The 17873-nt window shown below is 55.3% G+C and carries 9 protein-coding genes; 6 read left to right on the top strand and 3 right to left on the bottom strand.

Annotation, left to right across the window (positions count from 1 at the left end):
- The 6 genes from LBR61_04540 to LBR61_04515 form a co-directional block, all read left to right on the top strand.
- Nucleotides 1-634, top strand: a 634-nt coding sequence (locus tag LBR61_04540) for a bacterial transcriptional activator domain-containing protein (protein MDR1731342.1), incomplete at its 5' end; no start/stop codon positions are given.
- Between the two features lie 32 nt (nt 635-666).
- Entirely contained in the window at nt 667-3756 is a 3090-nt protein-coding gene (locus LBR61_04535) for a response regulator (protein ID MDR1731341.1), read from the top strand.
- 15 nt (nt 3757-3771) lie between these two features.
- Complete coding sequence (locus tag LBR61_04530; GenBank protein MDR1731340.1) at nt 3772-5730, top strand: response regulator; 1959 nt, start codon at nt 3772-3774, stop codon at nt 5728-5730.
- A 34-nt stretch (nt 5731-5764) separates the two neighbouring features.
- On the top strand, nt 5765-6691 hold the full coding sequence (locus LBR61_04525; GenBank protein MDR1731339.1) for a diguanylate cyclase: 927 nt from the start codon (nt 5765-5767) through the stop codon (nt 6689-6691).
- A 76-nt stretch (nt 6692-6767) separates the two neighbouring features.
- Nucleotides 6768-9194, top strand: a complete 2427-nt coding sequence (locus LBR61_04520; GenBank protein ID MDR1731338.1) for a response regulator — start codon at nt 6768-6770, stop codon at nt 9192-9194.
- 55 nt (nt 9195-9249) lie between these two features.
- A complete protein-coding gene (locus LBR61_04515) occupies nt 9250-11214 on the top strand; it encodes a S8 family serine peptidase (protein ID MDR1731337.1) in 1965 nt (654 codons plus the stop codon).
- Here LBR61_04515 and LBR61_04510 read toward each other — a convergent pair.
- The 3 genes from LBR61_04510 to LBR61_04500 form a co-directional block, all read right to left on the bottom strand.
- Complete coding sequence (locus LBR61_04510) at nt 11191-11853, bottom strand: AraC family transcriptional regulator (GenBank protein ID MDR1731336.1); 663 nt, start codon at nt 11851-11853, stop codon at nt 11191-11193. The genes LBR61_04515 and LBR61_04510 overlap by 24 nt on opposite strands.
- Before the next feature lie 695 nt (nt 11854-12548).
- Nucleotides 12549-14711 carry a methyl-accepting chemotaxis protein gene (locus LBR61_04505; protein ID MDR1731335.1) on the bottom strand — a complete coding sequence of 721 codons (2163 nt, stop codon included), beginning with the start codon at nt 14709-14711 and terminating at the stop codon, nt 12549-12551.
- Between the two features lie 75 nt (nt 14712-14786).
- The gene (locus LBR61_04500) at nt 14787-17576 is read right to left on the bottom strand and encodes a response regulator (protein ID MDR1731334.1); all 2790 of its coding nucleotides are present in this window, start codon (nt 17574-17576) and stop codon (nt 14787-14789) included.
- Nucleotides 17577-17873: the final 297 nt, after the last annotated feature.

Genomic DNA, 17873 nt, shown 5'->3' with positions numbered 1-17873 from the left:
TCTGAAATTCAGTTTTCTGGGGCGCTTTTCCGTCGAATCGGAGCATGAGATTTCCATGTTTGAGAACGATTCTTCACATTTCATACTTCTTATGAAATATCTGGTGTTACAGCGAAGCGTTGTTCTGCTGCATCCGGAACTGACTTACGAAAAACTGCATTCCGCTTTCATATCTATTGCTCAGCACGACCCCGTTCACGGAGACTGCGCCCGGATCATTGACGAAACCCTTTGGGATTCCTCCGTTTCTTATGAGGTGGACGTGGACGCTTTCGAGGAGCTTTACAGGAGTCTGAGAAACTACGACGGGCCGTTCAGCGACGCTGTTTGCACAAAATACGATGCTTTTTTGAGCCTGTATCGGGGCAATCTGCTTCCCGACGACGCGGGGGTGACCCTTTCGTGGCTCCATTTGAAAGACACCTGGTTGAGGGCCATTTATATGCAAATGGTTTGGCGATGCGTGAGCTATTATCTCGGGGAAAAAAACAACGCGAAGGTCATTGAGATTTGCCGGAACGCCCAGCACATATACATCCCATGCCAGCTCTCCGCGGCAGGCGTGTTATACGAGGAAAACCAGGTAAATGGGCTGAACGGTGAGAGTTTCACCTTCATCACAAAGATCGATTGACAGTAAAGAGTCGAATATCGAGGTGTTGAGCGTTGACTGAGAATCGCGCGAAAGGTTTGGAAAGGGAAGATTTTGAAGACGAAGGTTCTTCCGCTTCGGAATCGGAAAACGAGAGACTGAGGCTCCGGATGCTTATCGACAATATGCCGCTGGGCTGTACCCTGCAGGACAGCGCCAATAACATCATTGCCTGCAGCAATGGCGCCCTCAGGTTGTTCAGGGAGCCCGACAGGAAGAAGTTCATTAAGAATTTTTGGAGTTATTGCCCGGAGTTTCAGCCGGATGGTCAAAAGTCCCAGGAGAAAGCCCGCGAATTATACCGAAAAACCATTGAGACCGGAGAGCAGAAGTTCGAATGGATGTACAGAACGGCGACGGGCGAGCCTTTGCCCACCGAGACGGTTTTCGTGTACGTGGGAAATAAGCGGGGTGATTACTACATCGGAGCCTACAGCCGCGACCTCACCGAGGCAAAGGCCAGCGAAGAGGAAATGCGGGAGGCGGAGGAGCGCGTACGGGCCATGCTGGACTCCACGCCCATGGCGATTTCCATGTGGGACGAAGAGGGAAAAATGCTGGACTGCAACCTTGAAGCGCTCCGGCTTCTGGAGTTGGACCAGAAAATCGATTATATCGAGCATTTTTATGATTTGCAGCCGGCTCGTCAGCCGGACGGGGAAAAGACCCTCAAAAAAGCGCAAAAATTGATCCGAGCCGCTTTTGAAACCGGCTATCAGCGGTTCGACTGGCTGTACCAGACGGCCTCAGGCAAGCCCCTGCCGGTGGAAACCATCCTGGTGCGGCTGCCCTGGAAGGGTAAATACCGTCTCGCGGCGTATTCCCGCGATCTGAGAGAGATCAAAATGAGGGAACTGGAGGCCCGTGAGGCCGACGACCGCGTTTACGCCATGCTGGACTCCCTTATCATCGGCTGCGTTTTCTTTGACGAGAAGGGAGAGCCGGTGGACTGCAACGAACGGGCGGTGAAGCTTTTCCACTGCAGGGACAAGAAAGATTACCTGAGGAAATTTTATTCCTTTTTCCCCGAGCGTCAGCCTGACGGCAGTAACAGCCGGGAAAAAGCTCATGATATGATTCACAGGGCTTACAAGGAAGAACAGGTCGCTTATTTTTGGGAGCACATGACGTCTGACGGAAATCTTCTGCCCTCGGAAGTCACGCTCCGGCGGGTGAAATGGCGCGACGAGTGGCGGGTCGTGGCCTACATACGGGATTTGAGCGCCATCCGGGAGGCCAATGATCGGGCCATGGATCTGGAAGTGGAGAGCCGGTCGGCACGGGCGGCCTCGGAGGCGAAGAGCAATTTTCTGGCTTCCATGAGCCATGAAATACGCACGCCCATGAACGCCATCATCGGCATGAGTGATCTGATGCGGACGGACAACCTGGATGAACAGCAGCTCAGGTACCTGCGGGATATTCGGGGCACCTCTCATCTGCTGCTCCAGCTTCTCAACGACATTTTGGACTTCTCCAAAATAGAGGCCGGGAAGATGGATCTGACTCCCGTGAACTTCAGCATCCACGCGATGTACGACAACATTTGCTCTCTGACGAAAATTTTGCTGCGCAACAAGTTTTTGCAGTTCCGAAGCAGTTTTGCGAAAGATCTGCCGAAGATACTGTACGGCGACGACGTGCGCCTGCAGCAGATCGTGCTGAACCTCATCAACAACGCCGTAAAATACACGCAGGAGGGCTACGTGGAGCTGCAGATGACGCGGGAAAAACGTCAGGGCCACGATTGGCTTGTCATCACCGTGAAGGACACGGGGCTCGGCATAAAAAAAGAAAACCTCCCCAGGCTTTTCGGCAGGTTCCAGCGGCTGGATACCAGAGAGAACCGCGGAATTACCGGAACGGGTCTTGGACTGGCCATCACGCGGCAGCTCGTGGAGCTGATGAAGGGAGAAATCTCCGTGGAGTCCGAATACGGGAAAGGCTCCACGTTCACGGTTCGCATACCCCTGGTGGAAGGCGAAGAAAACGAATCGGAGAACAGCGCGAAGGAGGGCACGCGCGTGGAGGCCCTTCCGGACGCGGCGGTACTGGTGGTGGACGACAGCCCCATCAACCTCACCGTTGCGCAGGGCTACCTGGCGCAGCACTACATAAAAGCGGAGACGGCGGCCAGCGGTATGAAAGCTATGGAAATGATTCAGGCGAAGCCCTACGACCTCGTGTTCATGGATCACATGATGCCGGAAATGGATGGAATTGAGACGACGCGGCGCATCCGGGAACTTTCGGGCGATCGTTTCAGGAGGATGCCCATCGTAGCTCTTTCCGCAAACGCCGTCAGCGGCATGAGAGAAACGTTTATCAACGCGGGCATGAACGACTTTCTCATCAAGCCCATCGACCCCAGAGCCCTGAATAAGGTTTTGGCCGTATGGCTTCCGAAAGAAAAAGTGACGTTCGTCGAAGCGTACGGAAGCGAGGAAAAAACCGCCGAACCCCGGGATTGTGGCGAAGAAAATCCCGGCGGCGGACAGGGGGAATCCAACCTCGTCATAGACGAAAAAAAGGGCCTTGCCAACATCCAGGGCGATGAAAAGCTGTATATGAGAATACTGGAAGACTTTTCTCAGTTCCACGCCTCCGATTTCACGAGCATTACCTCCAGTTTGAATAACGGAAACGCGATTGAAGCCCGGCGGCTGGCCCACACGCTGAAAAGCAGCGCCGCCGCCGTTGGAGCGGAACGGCTGAAAAGGATCGCTGAAGCGGTGGAAACGGAACTGACCCAAAACAGCGTCTGCAGGGGGAAAACGCTGGAGCCGATGGAAGAAGAGCTGTCCCTGGTGTTGGATGAGGTGAGTCAAATCCTCTCTCGGGCGGAGAAAAACAGGAAAGACGACAGTGTTCTGGACAGGGAAAAGGCGCTGGCTCTGCTTGAAAAACTGGAACCGCTTCTTGATACGTGCAGTTCGGAGTGCGTCGATATGGAAGAAGAAATCAGGATAACGCTTTCGCCCCTGGGCCAACCCTACGAGGTCTTTGCCGGTCATTTGCAGAATCTGGATTTCTTCAGCGCGCTGGAAACGCTGCCGGACCTCAGGCGAGCCATCGCGGACGCCCCTGACACTGACAGTGCATAGAAAGGGGGCGGCGATGTGGAACGCGGATCGAAAAGCACCATACTGCTCGTAGACGACGAAAAAATCAACCTCCTGACCCTCAGTAAAATACTGTCGCCATCTTACGCCGTATTCATGGCGAAGTCGGGCAGTCAGGCGTTGAGCCTGGTGGCGCGGAACAAGCCCGACATCATTCTGCTTGACGTGATGATGCCGGAACTGGACGGTTTTTCCGTTCTCGCCCGATTGAAGGCGGACGAGGAGACGAACCATATTCCCGTTATTTTCATCACCGGCCGGACGGATGAACAGGACGAAGAAAAGGGTTTTCACCTGGGGGCGGTGGACTACATCCGAAAACCGTTCAACAGCGCTGTTGTCAGAGCTCGCGTCGACACGCAGATTCAGCTTGCCCGTCAAATCCGGCTGACGAAAGACGAGCTTGTTCGTCTGTCCTCCGTGGCCGAGCACTCTCCCCAGTTCATGGCCTTTCTTAACGCGGACGGGTGTTTGGAGTATTTGAACCCGGCTGCCGTGAACATCTCCGGCTACTCGAGAAGCGAGCTGGTTTCCCAGGGCATGAAGCTCATTCTGAGCGCGAAGGACCTGCTGAAGTTAGGCGCTCGATCTTCACCGGACGGGCGGAGCAACGACTTCGAAGCCTCCATTGTACGTAAGGACGGCTCGGTTCGCATCATCAATTTTTCCGCTTTCTCGGCGGCCCTTCACGACGGAAACGTGGGTCTGGGTCTCACGGGAAGCGATATAACAGAGCTGAAACAGATGCAGACGGAGCTCAGTGAGGCGAAAGAGCGGCTGGAAAGGGCTCTGGCGGAACAGGAGTATTACAACAGAGCCAAGAGCGATTTCCTGAGCCGCATGAGCCACGAAATGCGCACTCCCATGAACGCCATCCTGAACATGGCGCATTTGGCAAAAACCGCCGATGAGGAAAAGAAAATCTACTGCCTGAACGGAATCTCCGAGGCGGCCGGGCGTTTGTCGGGCATCATTGACGACATTCTGGATATGGTGAAAATCAACGCTGAAAAGTTTGAGTTGTCGGCGCGGCCTTTCCATTTCCACGCCGCCATGAGGTCCGTGCTGGATCAAATTTCCAGGCAGACTCAGGCAAAAAATCAGGTTCTCGTCGAAAAAATCGACAGAAATATTCCAGTGCGCCTCACAGCCGACGAGGCGCGGTTGAAACAGGTTCTTCTCAATCTGCTTTCCAACGCCGTGAAGTTTACGCCTTCCGGAGGCTCCATCGGTTTGTCGGCGGACTGTCTCGGCTTTAAGGACGGCAGGTGCTCCATACGTTTCGAGGTGAGCGACACCGGCATCGGGATGTCAGCTTCCACTCTCTCCCGCATGTGGAACGCTTTTGAGCAGGCAGACAACAGTATCACCAGAACCTACGGCGGAACGGGCCTCGGGCTGTCCATCGCGAGGTACATCGTCCGGAAAATGGGCGGGGATGTTCAGGTGGAATCCGAACCTGACCGGGGCTCCCGTTTTTTCTTCACTCTGGAGGTGGATTTTGATGAAGGCGACGTGGTTCTCCCAAAGGAAGACGCCTTTGGAGCAATTTTGGAGGGCAGGCGAATATTGGTAGTGGACGACGTGGAGGCGAACCGCGACATCATAACGGCGCTGTTGGAAGAATTTCATGCGGAGCTGGATACGGCGGAAGACGGCAGCGAAGCGGTGCATAAATTCTCCGAAAACGGCTATGACGTCGTTTTGATGGATCTGCATATGCCGGTCATGGACGGTTTCGAAGCGACGAAGCGCATACGGGATCTGGAAGCGAACGATGCGGATAAGACGAAAATTATTGCCGTTACGGCAGACACAGGAGGAGACGTCATCGCCCGCTGTCTGGTCTCGGGCATGAACGACCATATCGGCAAACCCATCGACCTGGAGACTCTGGTCGGGACGCTGGCGCTGCACCTGTCTTCCGACGCGGACCCCAAATCGCCGACGCGATGACGACCTTATGCCGGGAACGGGAGGGAACGGGAAGGTGAATACAAATCATAAGGGTTCCATTTTACTTGTGGACGACGAAAATGCGAATTTACTAACTTTGCATAAAATCCTGTCTCCGGACTACGAAATCCGCATGGTGAAGTCCGGGATTCAGGCGCTGAAGCTCATAGCGGAGCACAGGCCCGATCTCATTCTGATGGACGTGCTCATGCCGGAGATGGACGGGTTCGCGGTTCTGTCCGTTTTGAAAAATGACATGAAGACAAAGGCAATTCCCGTGATTTTCATCACAGGGCTGAGCGACATCAGCGACGAGGAAAAAGGTTTTCTTCTCGGGGCCGTCGACTACATCAAAAAACCGTTTAATGCGACCATCGTTAAGGCGCGGGTCCACACGCAGATGGAAATTGCCCGCCAGATACGCGTCAATGCGGAACTGGCCCGAATCGACGCCCTGACGGGACTTCCCAACCGGCGAAATTTCGAAGAGCGCCTTACAATGGAGTGGCGGCGGGCGATCCGCGATAAAACGCCCATTGCATTTTTGATGCTGGACATTGACAAGTTTAAAATATATAACGATACTTACGGGCACCTCCAGGGGGACAAAATGCTCAAAGTCGCGGCAAGAATCTTTCAGGAGTCGGCGCAGCGTCCTTCTGACATGGCGGCGCGTCTGGGCGGGGAGGAGTTCGGAGTGCTGCTGCCCCAGACGGACGGGCGGGGCGGGCAGGCCGTGGCTGAAAGAATCCGCCGTAAAATGGAGATCACCCGGGTTCCCCTTGGAGACGGAGTCACCATGACCTCCGCGACCGTCAGCATAGGCGTGGCTTGTGCCAATCCACTTCCGGGCCAGGATGTGAACGAGTTCCTCGGCAGGGCCGACGCCAGTCTCTACGACGCGAAGGAAAATGGAAGAAACAGAATTTCCGTCGCGCCAGGGCCGGTTCTGCTGTACTGAGATGACAATTCGCAGAATGGAAGAAACAGAATTTCCGTCGTCCCAGGCCCGGACGAGCTTCGAGGAGGATATTAATTTGTCGGAACTGCAAAAATTCAAGGAAGCGGAGAGTTATCTCACCGACTGCCTGCGCAAGGCGCCGTTCGCTGAAGCCGGAAGATATCTTTCCGAGTACCTGCACAAAGTGGCGGCCGCTTCGTCGGACGTCGATCTGGATTTGGACCAGCTGCCGGAGGAACTGCGCCCCTTCGGAGAAGACCTCAGGTTCTTCGGAAAGTGCGCTGTGGAGATGACGACGGCGATGAAGGAGCTTGCCAGGGGCAATCTGTCACACTTCCCCTTCTCCAGGAAGAACGAGATGGCCGCGCCTCTGAAGATGCTCCGCGACCGTTTTGAAGCCCAGATCGGGATACTGGGGCAAATAGGCGAAAATCTGGTGTCGGTGAACCATCTGGGGTACACGAGCGCGGTGAACGCCTGTTTAAAAAACCTGTGCATCACGTTCCGCTGTTCGATGGTCGCCCTCTGGTGCCTTGACGACGGAGTTCCCTACCGGTGGTATTACTGGCCTCAGGATCTGCGCGGCATTCCCCGCATGAATGGAGGTGAGTGGCCGGCGTCGTGGCTGGATACGCTGGCCGTTGACAAATACGTCGTCGTAAACCAGCTGGATTCCTGGCCGGGATCGTTTTCCAGGGACGCGGGATCCTGCGTAGCCGTTCCCCTTTCCATGGGAGGCTCATTTATGGGTTTTGTGGCTCTGGTCAGTGGCGAAAAAAACTCTCGCGCACAGGAATATTTGTCCGTCATCAAAGCCTACGGCCTGGTGATCCTCTCCCTTGCTCTCGCCAAAGAAAACGAGAACGCCCTGAGAACGGCCAGGGAAAGCGCGCTCAGGGTGTGTCGGGCCAGGGGCGATTTGTTGTCCTGGATGGACGGGGAGCTGGGGAGGTCATTGAAGGAGATGGCAGAGCTGGCCACTGCCGGAAGGACGGGTGAAGCGGAGAATGAGGTCACCCTCAGACGCCGCCTTTACGACGAAGGCGTCTGCGCAGAGCGTCTGCTGCGCCTGTTGAACGACGCCGGAGAGCTGGCGCGAATCGACGCCGGAGATGTGACGCTGGAAAGTTCTCCCTTCAACCTGGAGGAGGTGCTGGAGAAGACCTGCGCTCTGGTGGCGAAAAACGTGGACCGGAAACAACAGATACTTCGCGTCGTTTTCGGCAAGGGCATCGATATGAACTACGTGGGAGATGCGGCCCGGTTGTCCATTGCGCTGCGCGGCCTTCTGGAAAACGCCGGGAAATCCTCCCCGGAAAAGGGAGAAATCCTGCTGCTCGTCAGTCTTCTGGAGCGGGAAATAAACGGCTTCCTCAGGCTTCGCTTTTCCGTTTCCGACATGGGAAGTGGCATGACGGAGAAAGAAGCGGGTCAAATTTTCGACCCCGCCTCCTCGTGCTCCGGAAGCGCCGCTCTGAGTCTTGCTCTGACGAAGAAAATTGTCGAGAAAATGGGGGGAAGCATCCACGTAACCTCCGTTCCTGGCGCGGGATCTACCATAATGTTTGACGTGGAGATGAAAATCGGTCAGGAAAAAGTTCCTGACGCGGATTTTTCCGGACTCCGCGTCCTGGTTGCCGACGCAAACGCTGAAATGGAACTTCTGTCCCTTCTGGACGGCTTCGGAGTGACCCCGGACGCCGCTCTTTGCGCCGCGGACGCCGTAAAGACGGCAAACACCGCCGCGCGAAGCGGAAAACCCTATGACCTGATCTTCACGGATCTGAACCTGCCGGATACGGGAGGAATCGAGACCGTGCGGTCCTTCTCTCCCGAGGTGGATCGATCCTCCGTCGTCCTCACCGCCACGCCCTTGAGGTGGAGAGCGGCCGCAGAGGAAGCGGAGAAGGCGGAAATCCGTCGTTTGCTGCCCAAACCCGTGTTTCCCGGCGATCTGCGGAACGTTCTGACGGCGAGAAACGATGAGATCGGGAAAAACCAGGCGACGCAGAGCTCGGATCAGTTCGAAAACAGGATCCTTCTGGTGGACGACCAGGCCGCCCATCGGTGGGTTGTGACTGAGATGCTTGGAGACTCGGGCATCGTCATCGACGAGGCGGACAGTGGAGAGGCAGCTTTGCGCATGTTCGCCCAGTCGCCGGAAAACGCTTACGCCCTGGTTCTGATTGACGTCCAGATGCCAGGTATGGACGGCTACGAGACCGCCTGGAGACTTCGCGGCACAGACCGGTCAGACGCGAAAAAAAGCCCCGACGACTGCGAAACCACCTGGAGACTTCGCGGCACAGATCGAACGGACGCGAAAAATGTACCCATTGTGGCGCTGATCTCCGACTTTCCCGCAAACGAGCGGGACGCAAATGTCCAAAGGGCGCTGGAAGCGGGAATGAACGGATATCTTACGAAGCCGCTTGACTACAATGCGCTGCGAAACCTGGTGAAACGCGTGCTGAAAAACAGGTTTGTCTCAAGGGAAATGTGAAGAAAGAAAGAAATGTGAAATAATAAATATAAAAACGAAGCAGGAGATTTTTACAATGAAGACAGTGAAAAGAACAACTGACAGGGAATTGCTTTTCGCGGCGCTGTTATTTTTAATCGTCTCCCTCCTGGGGCTTGCGTCCCCGACCGAAGCGGAACCGAAAACTGCGGTCAGCCCCAGGGGAAACTGCGTCGAGGGAGAGGTCCTCGTCGTGTTCAAAAACAAAGTCGGGGAGATCAGCGCCAAATCTGTGGCCGCCGCGGCGTCTGAGGGCGGTTACCTCCACGCGGCGGCGCGGACCGTGGGGGCCTCGGCAATCCGGTCCTACTCCAGCCTGTCCGCGGAAAGCGACGCCCTGATCACGCTGTTCCGGTCCGAAACGAAGACCACGGAGCAGCTGATGGAAGAGCTGAAAAGGAACCCGGACGTACTCTCCGTCTCTCCGAACCGCATCATGTACGCCGCTTCCCTTTCTGAGGCGCGCCCGAACGACGCGCGTTACGGGGAACTCTGGGGCATGGAGATGATCGGCGCGTCCGCCGCCTGGGCGGTGACGAGCGGAGACTTCACGGGGGATATTTACGTCGCGGTGATCGACTCGGGGATCGCGAAAGACCACGAGGATTTGAAAGACAACATCGCGTTTGAATACTGCCGGAACTTCGCCTCGGAAGACGAGACGGCCTGGGAAGACGAAAACGGACACGGTACTCACGTGGCCGGCACGATCGGCGCGGTGGGGAACAATGGAGCCGGCGTGGCGGGCGTGAACTGGAAGACGAAGATCATCGTACTTCGTACACTCGACAAAAGCGGCAGCGCCCCCTGGTCCAACACCATCGCCGCGCTGGACTGCCTTGTGGACCTGCTGAAGAGCCCAAACCCTCCCAAAATTGCGGCGGTCAACCTGTCCCTGGGAGGGGGGAACGACGTTCCTCCCGAAGAAGCGGTCAGCAGCCCTCTTTCTCTTGCGTTCAGGGCATTGGATAAGTTGCCCAACGCGCCCGTGATCGTCGTGGCGGCGGGAAACAACGGCATGGAGGTCGGCGCCCCCGCGACCGTCGACCTCACGGCGGGCAAAGGGGACGAAATCCAGTACATCGCTCACAGGGGAGAATACGAATATCCCGCCAGTTTTTTGGGGCTCTCCAACATGATCGTGGTGGGCAGCGTCGCCAGCACGGACGTTTTTGCGCCCCGCGGCAGGGCGAGCTATTTTTCCAACTGGAGCTCGAAGTACGTCCAGCTCGCCGCGCCCGGCGGAACATACGGCTCGTCCCGCACCACGGAAGAAAATAAATATCAGAACATTCTCAGCGTCAGCCACGCGGACGCTGATGGAAAAAAGGCCGACAATGAATATGTTTACATGGCGGGCACCTCCATGGCCGCGCCCCACGTGACCGGGGCCGTCGCGCTGCTGGCCTCCCGGTATCCGGATCTGAACGCCGCGCGCCTGAAAAGCCGCCTGCTGGTCACGGCCAACCATGACTATAACCCTGAGACGGACCACGTCGCCATCGCTTCGCCGGATATGGGCGCGAACATTGAGCGGCAGAAAGCGCCGGACTATAAGCTCTCGAAATACGGTCTGCTGGACATCGGGAAGGCTGTTACCACCCCGCCGGCGGAGATTCCGCTTCAAAGCGTGACCCTGACCGCGCCGGACGTTTCGGAGTGCGAAGAGGGCGACGTGTTTTTCCTTTCACCGGCTTTTGAGCCCGAGGAGGCCACGGAGGACAGAGCTCTGACCTGGAAAAGCTCCAACTCCGACGTGGCGTCGGTGACGCGGAACACCGGCATGGTTACAGTTCTGAAAACCCCGGGGCGAACCACCATCACCGCCGCCGCATCCGACGGGAAAATTTCCGGCGCGGTGGAGCTGACCTTCGGCGACCCGGAGCCGGAACCCGCGCCAACAGGAAAAAGCGGCGGCGGGTGCAGCGCGGCCTGGCCGGGCGCGATTGGCTTTATCCTTATTGTAATGGTTCTGCTCCTATTCACCTGCCGCCAGGCTTGAGTTTTTTATGCAGAAATGTTTTCGATAGGCGTAGGGAGACAGCCCGACTATGTTTCGAAACACCTTGGCGAAGTGGCCGTTATAGTCCATGTTGCAGGCGGCAAAGGCCTCTTCGATGGAGAGGTCGGTGTTTCGTACAAGATTTTTCACCTTGTCAATTCTGTATTGTGTGTAATATTTATAGGGCGTTAGCCCAAAGTGTTTTGTAAACAAACGGATAAACCGGACCTGCTTCAGTCCCGCCACATCTGCCACCCTGGTTCCGTCGTATTTTTCCATCCAGTGGGCTTCCAGATACTTTTTTGCCCTGATCAGTTCCTCTCTGAAGCGATACACCGGTTTGTAGATGACAAAAACGGCGAAATAAACCATTTGCCCCACTTCGTCCGGAACGGGGAAAACCGTAATGTCCCGGCAGAGGGTCTCTAAATCGCGATCATGTACGTCGTAACACTTTTTTATCTTCTCCGGCGGAACCCGGATATCCTTAAATACCACCGTTTCTCCCTGATACACCCGCCTGGCCGCCGCTTTGACCCACCTGCCAACATCGCTGGAGGAATCTCTGAATATGTTGTATTTTCCATTGATCGCCTCCGGGGTGGCGATGTCATATTCCGCAAGGGCCGCCTGGTTCACAAACAATGCTGTCCCATCCGACGAGAAAACTTCCACCGGACAGGGAAAACAGTTGAACATGCCGGTTATCAGCTTTCTTTTTTGGAAAAAGGACCGCAGATGTTTTTTGGCGTCGTTTGGGAAATTTTCGTATTTGCTTCTTTCGATATTCAGGGAAAACACCTCATTTCGTCGTTTGCTTTCAATCGAAGGTGGTTGGTTGCTGCTTCTCCTGTTACATGTCATATGCAGATTCTTCGCACCGATCTCCGGCTCTGTCTGACTGAATGATCCTCATGGTTCTCCTGAACAAAAGGGCCTGCTTCGGGGTTCTGCGCCAAAATCTTTTGTACCATGGGAGATGAGTGGCAGCCCCTAAAATTTCCATAACCTTCCTCCTGTGTTCATTTTTCACACTCCTGCTCTCATAATGAATCAAATAAAAAGCGGGGGAAGAAATATAGTCGCGACTCTTTGACTCTTGAACCTGAACGTTTTTAGCGACTATACTTCTCACCTCAAAGACATCATATGCTTTCTCTGCTCCCCCGCGTAAGGCACAATTCAGCTCACATTGAGATGAAAATCATCTTGACAAAATATCAATTTATGTATGAATCTGTACCCGGAAACATCCGCAGGTCTGCCGATTAAACTTCTGCATGGCAGGGTCAAATCTTCTTCTCCCTGACTTTTCTCTCCGGGCCTCTTTGTTATTATCTGGCCTTTTGTTTTGGCACGGCCTTCAGAGGCAGAACCTTCCCGGGTTCCTTTCTCGCAGGACGCTCGGAGGTTTCTTTCAGAGTGAACCTGGAGAGGGCCTCGGTCAAAGACTCGGCGTGTCCGGTCATGGCTTCCGCCTGCTCCGCCACGTTCTGAGCGACCTTTACCGTCCCCTCTGACGCCATGTGGATCTGGTTCATCGTCTGCGCCATTTCCACCGTGGACCTGGTGGCTTTGTCTATCGCGCCGGCCACCTCTTTGCTGGAGGCCGCCTGCTCCTGGGCGACTGCCGCGATGTTCTGGATGGAGTCGTTGGCCTTGTTGATCTCCTTCATGGCGTCGTCGAGCTGTTTCTGGGCCTCCGCCGCCTGGGTAAGGGTGTCGCTGAGGGCCCGGCCGGCTTCTGTTGTGGCCTGGATACTCTCCTGCGCCTGGATCTGAAGGTTTCCGATGATGCCGTTGACGTTCTGAGCGGCCTTGGCGGACTCTTCCGCCAGTTTTCTGACCTCCTCCGCGACAACGGCAAAGCCGCGCCCCACATCTCCCGCGCGGGCCGCCTCAATGGCCGCGTTCAGCGCAAGCAGGTTCGTCTGATCCGCTATGCCGGTAATCACCGACACGAAATTGCTGACGTTTGCCACGGACTCCACCAGCTGCCGGATCTTGCTCTCGCTTTCCCTGGAGTTTCTGTCCGCGTTTCTCATGCCGTCAATGGCGGCGTTCACCTTGTCGATCGCTTTTCTGGACGCCTCCGTGGTCTGAGAGATGAAGGCGGCGCTGTCCGTGGAGGACTGGGCCACAGTATCCGCGCCGGCGCTCATCTCCTCCACTCCCGCGTTGCTCTCCTGAAGCGCCGCGCCGTTGCTCTGGCTCAGGACGGATACCTGATCGATGGAGGCCTTCACCTCCTGCATGGAGGAGTTGGTCTCCTCGGCTATTGCGGACAAAGTTTCCGCCCCTGCCCCCACAGCTGCGGCCACGGTCACCATTTCCGTCATGGCTTCGTTCTCGGCGGTCACCATATCGGAAATGGCGTCCGCCAGGCGGCCCAGTTCGTCCCGCCCTTCGTAGCCGAAGTCCTTCCGGGTGATGGTCAGGTCGCCCTCCTTGCAGCGCTGGGCCAGCCCCACGATGGTGTTGAGGGGTTTGGAGATGACGCGGGAGAGGGAGAAGGCGATCAGGAGGCCCAACAGGATGGAAATCCCGCCGGCGGAGAAAAGAACGACCACGGTGGAGTTCACCATCTCGATGTTTTCCTCGCTCACTTTTTTGGTCGTGTCCTCCGCAAAGGTGGCCAAATCCCCGACGCTTTTGTTGTAGGATTTCATCAGCGGCGTGGCGGCCGCGACGGCTTCGTTCTGGGCCTGCATCGCATTGGCCAGCTGGTCCAGTTCTCTCAGGTAGATTTCGATACCCTCGAACACCTTCTTCATCAGAGCTTTGCGCCCCTGGTCGACGGTGGCGTCTTCCAGGGTCTGGACCAACTTTTCCAGCTTCATGCAGGTTTCTTTTGTCTTTCGGACGGCCTGAGGATCGTTGGCGCTGCTGGCGGCCGTGATCTGACGCCGGAGGTCCAGGGTGTCTCCGTAAACCCGGCCCACGGAATGGAGCTGTTCCACTCTTTGCACTTTGCTTATCTGATCGTTTTCCTCAATTCCGGCCTTGTAGTAACCCTCCATAGCCTCAAGCATGTGAGCGGTCATATCGTTCCCCGCGTTGACCAGCTCGGCCCAGCTCCTGTTTCTCTCTCTCCAGGTGTCATGCATTCGGGTCACTGTGTTTATATAGTTTTTGTGAATGGGCAGAACTTTCTCTTTCGTCATTTTGGGGGTTGACATCTCCGGAGCGGCGACCCCAAGCGCTTCCATGTCGGCAAGAGATTTTTCCAGCACCGCGATCAGCTCGTCGTCTTCCTTCATGGTCTCTTCGGTGCCGATGAACCGGGTTTCCCTGACGGTGAGAAAAACATCGTTGGCGGCGCTTTCAATGGAACCTGTGATCCTCAGCGCCGGGACGATTCTGTTGCCCAAAAAAACGCTCTCCGCCCGGACGCCATTCAAATCTGTCCAGGTGATAAAAACCGCCGCCATGAACACCAGCAATAACGCACCGAACCCCAGCATCAACTTCGACGCCATCCGAAAATTTCTCAGCATCCTCTGCACTCTCCTTTTCAGGAATCAAAACAGCCCAACTCCAACAATCTCCGGACTGATTCCTCGGTTATCCTTCTACATCTCTGTTTTTCTCTCTCCCTTCCCCGTCGATTTTCCCTTCTTTATTTCCCATTTATCGTTGGGCTCAAAAATTTTGATGAGGTTTCCGGCTTTTTCCTGGGCTGCCTCGTAATCCAGAGAGTTGACCAGAGCCAATATTTCCCTTACACGCTCCCTCAGACCGTCGTTCTCGTAAGCGGCGTTCGCCAGCTTTTCGGCCAGGGCGTCCGCTCCGACGATCATGCCTTTTGAGCAGTGTTCCATGAGCTCTTTGAGCATTTTCACGACAATGGGCGTTTCCAGCATCTGCCTGTTCTCATCGCTGGCGTCGTCCTCCTCCATCAGCGAAGCGTCCAGCAGTTTGTTCCGAAGAGCCAGCATATCGGCCAGAGCTCTGTCCGTCTTGGTGTCGCACACGATGAGGTCGCCGAGCCTGGCGGCTGTCTCCAGTTCGTAAGCCAGGCCTCCCAGCCAATCCGCGCCGATATTGAAGAAAACGCCTTTCAGCGTGTGCATCAGAATTGCGTATTCGTCCCAGTCGGTTTCGGCGACGAAGCGTTTCAAATCCTCCATCTGGCCGGGCAGCTCCTTGCAGGTCTGTCTCAGGATACGAACATACGCCCCTTTGCCGCCGCCCACGTGCGCCAGGCCTTTTCCCACATCCAGATCTTCTATGGACGACAGCCTTTCCAGAAGCGCGTCCCACTTCGATTCTCCCGAATCCGCCGCGGTGGAGGGGTCTGTTTTCGAGATTTTTTCCGGAGGCAGCCATTTGGCGAGGATGGCGTTGAGCTTCTGACCCTCGATGGGCTTTGCCAGAAAGTCGTCCACCTTCGCCTGCGCAAAAGCATCCCTGGCCTCCTGGAAGACGTTTGCCGTAAGGGCCACGATGGGCAGCTTCTCGTATTCCTTTCCAAGGGCCCGGATGCGCATTGTCGCCTCTACTCCGTCCATTTTGGGCATGATGTGATCCATGAACACCAGGTCGTATTTTCGGGCCTGTACCATTTTGATGGCCTTTGCGCCGCTTTCCGCCCTGTCGATGGTGATTCCGTGAATTTTGAGAAACGCCTGGGCCACGTTGAGGTTGACGCCGCTGTCGTCCACCACCAGCACGGCGACGTCCGGGCCGGCCATGATCAGCGGGAAGTTGCCGGACTGTACATACTCCGCTTTTCCCTCCACAAGGGGCAGGGTGACGGTGAAGGTGGATCCCTGACCGAAAATGCTTTTAACCGTGATTTCCCCACCCATGAGGTTCACGAGTTTTTTGGTGATGGAAAGCCCCAGACCCGTGCCCACAACGCCGGGGAGGCTGTTCCGGTTGACCTGTTCGAAGGCCTCGAACACTTTGGGCAAATCCTCTTTTTTGATGCCGACTCCCGTGTCCGTGACGATGAAGCGCATGTGCTTTTCGCCGGCCTCGTTTACCAGCATGTACATCTCCAGCGTAACCAGGCCTTCCTTCGTGTACTTAATGGCGTTCCCGACGATGTTGGAAATGATCTGACGGATGTGCCCTTCATCTGCGTAGGCGTACTCGGGCAGGTCGTCTGCGAAGTAGGGCTCAAAATCCAGTCCCTTGCCCTGAGCAAGAAATTTGAAAGACGACTGGAGGTTGTCGAACATAATCCTGAGGTTGAAATGCACCGGTGTAATATCCATTTTTCCGGCTTCGATCTTGGAAAAATCCAGAGTGTCGTTGACAATCTGAAGCAGGGACTTGGACATTTGACGGATGTGACCGAAGTAGTCGCGCTGGAGTTCGTTCAGGTTGTCCGTGGGCATCAGGTCGCTCATGCCGATGATGGCGTTCATGGGAGTGCGTATTTCGTGGCTCATGGACGCCAGAAAACGGCTTTTGGCCTCGCTCGCTTCCTGAGCGGCCCTGGTCTTGACCATGAGCGCCATGTTTCGTTCGTTGATCGCCTTCATTTCCTTTTCTTTCGCTTTGATCTCCCGCAGGTCGCGGGAATAAGCCGCGATGCAGTAACCTTCCTGCCAGGGGATGCGGACGAGAGATGTTTCCACCGGCACGGGTTTCCCATCATGGTTTTGATACATCCACTCGAATTGCTTGCGCCCCGTTTTCAGCGCGGCGCGGTAGAACCGCGAAGATTTTTCCTCGGAAAGTTCTCCGTCGGGCTGAAACCTTGGCACGTATTTATCGGAATGCTCCAAAAAAGCCTTTTGATCGGGTATGTTCAGCATCCGCAGGAATGCATCGTTACAGTCGATGAGCTTTTTGTCGCTGCTGTGGAGCGTCCATGCCATGGGAAGAGCGCCCAGAAGCAAATGCATCCGCTTTTCCGCACGGCTGCTCACCAGTTGGGCGGAGTCGTAAAAGATCACCTTGGCGCCTCTGAAAACGTCGTTTTCGTCTGTCAGGGGTATGGACTGCACGATATAGACCTGAGGCCTGCTTTTTCCGGAAAAATCGATTTCAAGTTCTTCCTCCCGAACCTGTTTGTTGACCTGAATGTCCAAAAAGGTCTGTTTGGCGTCCCGAATGAAGGCGTCATTTCCGAAAAGCGCGTAGATCGTCTCGAAATGCCGGTTCTGCAGCTCTCCGACGGGGGTATTGACCATCCGCGCAAAATGTTCGCTGCAATACTCGACCACGCCTTCTTCATTTAAAAACAGGACGTTGCTGATGTCGTTTTTCAGCGTCAGCCGCATATATTTTTCCAGAGATTCCTTTTCGCTTTGCCTGTCCATGGTTTCGCTTCCTTCAAAGTTCGCCGTTGCACGGCTCATTTCCTTTTTCCTCTGCACCTTTTTTTTCACCGTGATTTTGTCAGTCACGAAGATCCCCCTCCAGGTACCGGCCACTTGTTTGAGCACAACGGTTTCAGGCGCTTTTCTTCTCGCCGTAAAAATCCCCCCTTCCACACTGAGTTCGACGCTGAAAAATTACAGGAAGGTACAAATTAAGTATAATCCCCGATATGTTCATAAGTATTAACCAAAATCAAGCGAGGTTGGAACGAAAAAGAGCTTGACAAAACTGTTATTCAGTGATCAGGCGGTACATGAAATTAAGCCCTTCGGAATTGAATTCGAAACAAATACAAATAATTTGTCAAGTGTTTTTTCGCTCCA

Source organism: Synergistaceae bacterium (genome assembly GCA_031272035.1).
In the GTDB taxonomy this organism is placed as follows: Bacteria; Synergistota; Synergistia; order Synergistales; family Aminobacteriaceae; genus JAISSA01.
This window is presented reverse-complemented; position numbering and strand designations above follow the sequence as displayed.

What these genes read in the sequence shown, in the direction of transcription:
- LBR61_04515 (MDR1731337.1), top strand. Translation starts at nt 9,250, where the DNA reads ATGAAGACAGTGAAAAGAACAACTGACAGGGAATTGCTTTTCGCGGCG.
- LBR61_04505 (MDR1731335.1), bottom strand. Translation starts at nt 14,711, where the DNA reads ATGCTGAGAAATTTTCGGATGGCGTCGAAGTTGATGCTGGGGTTCGGT.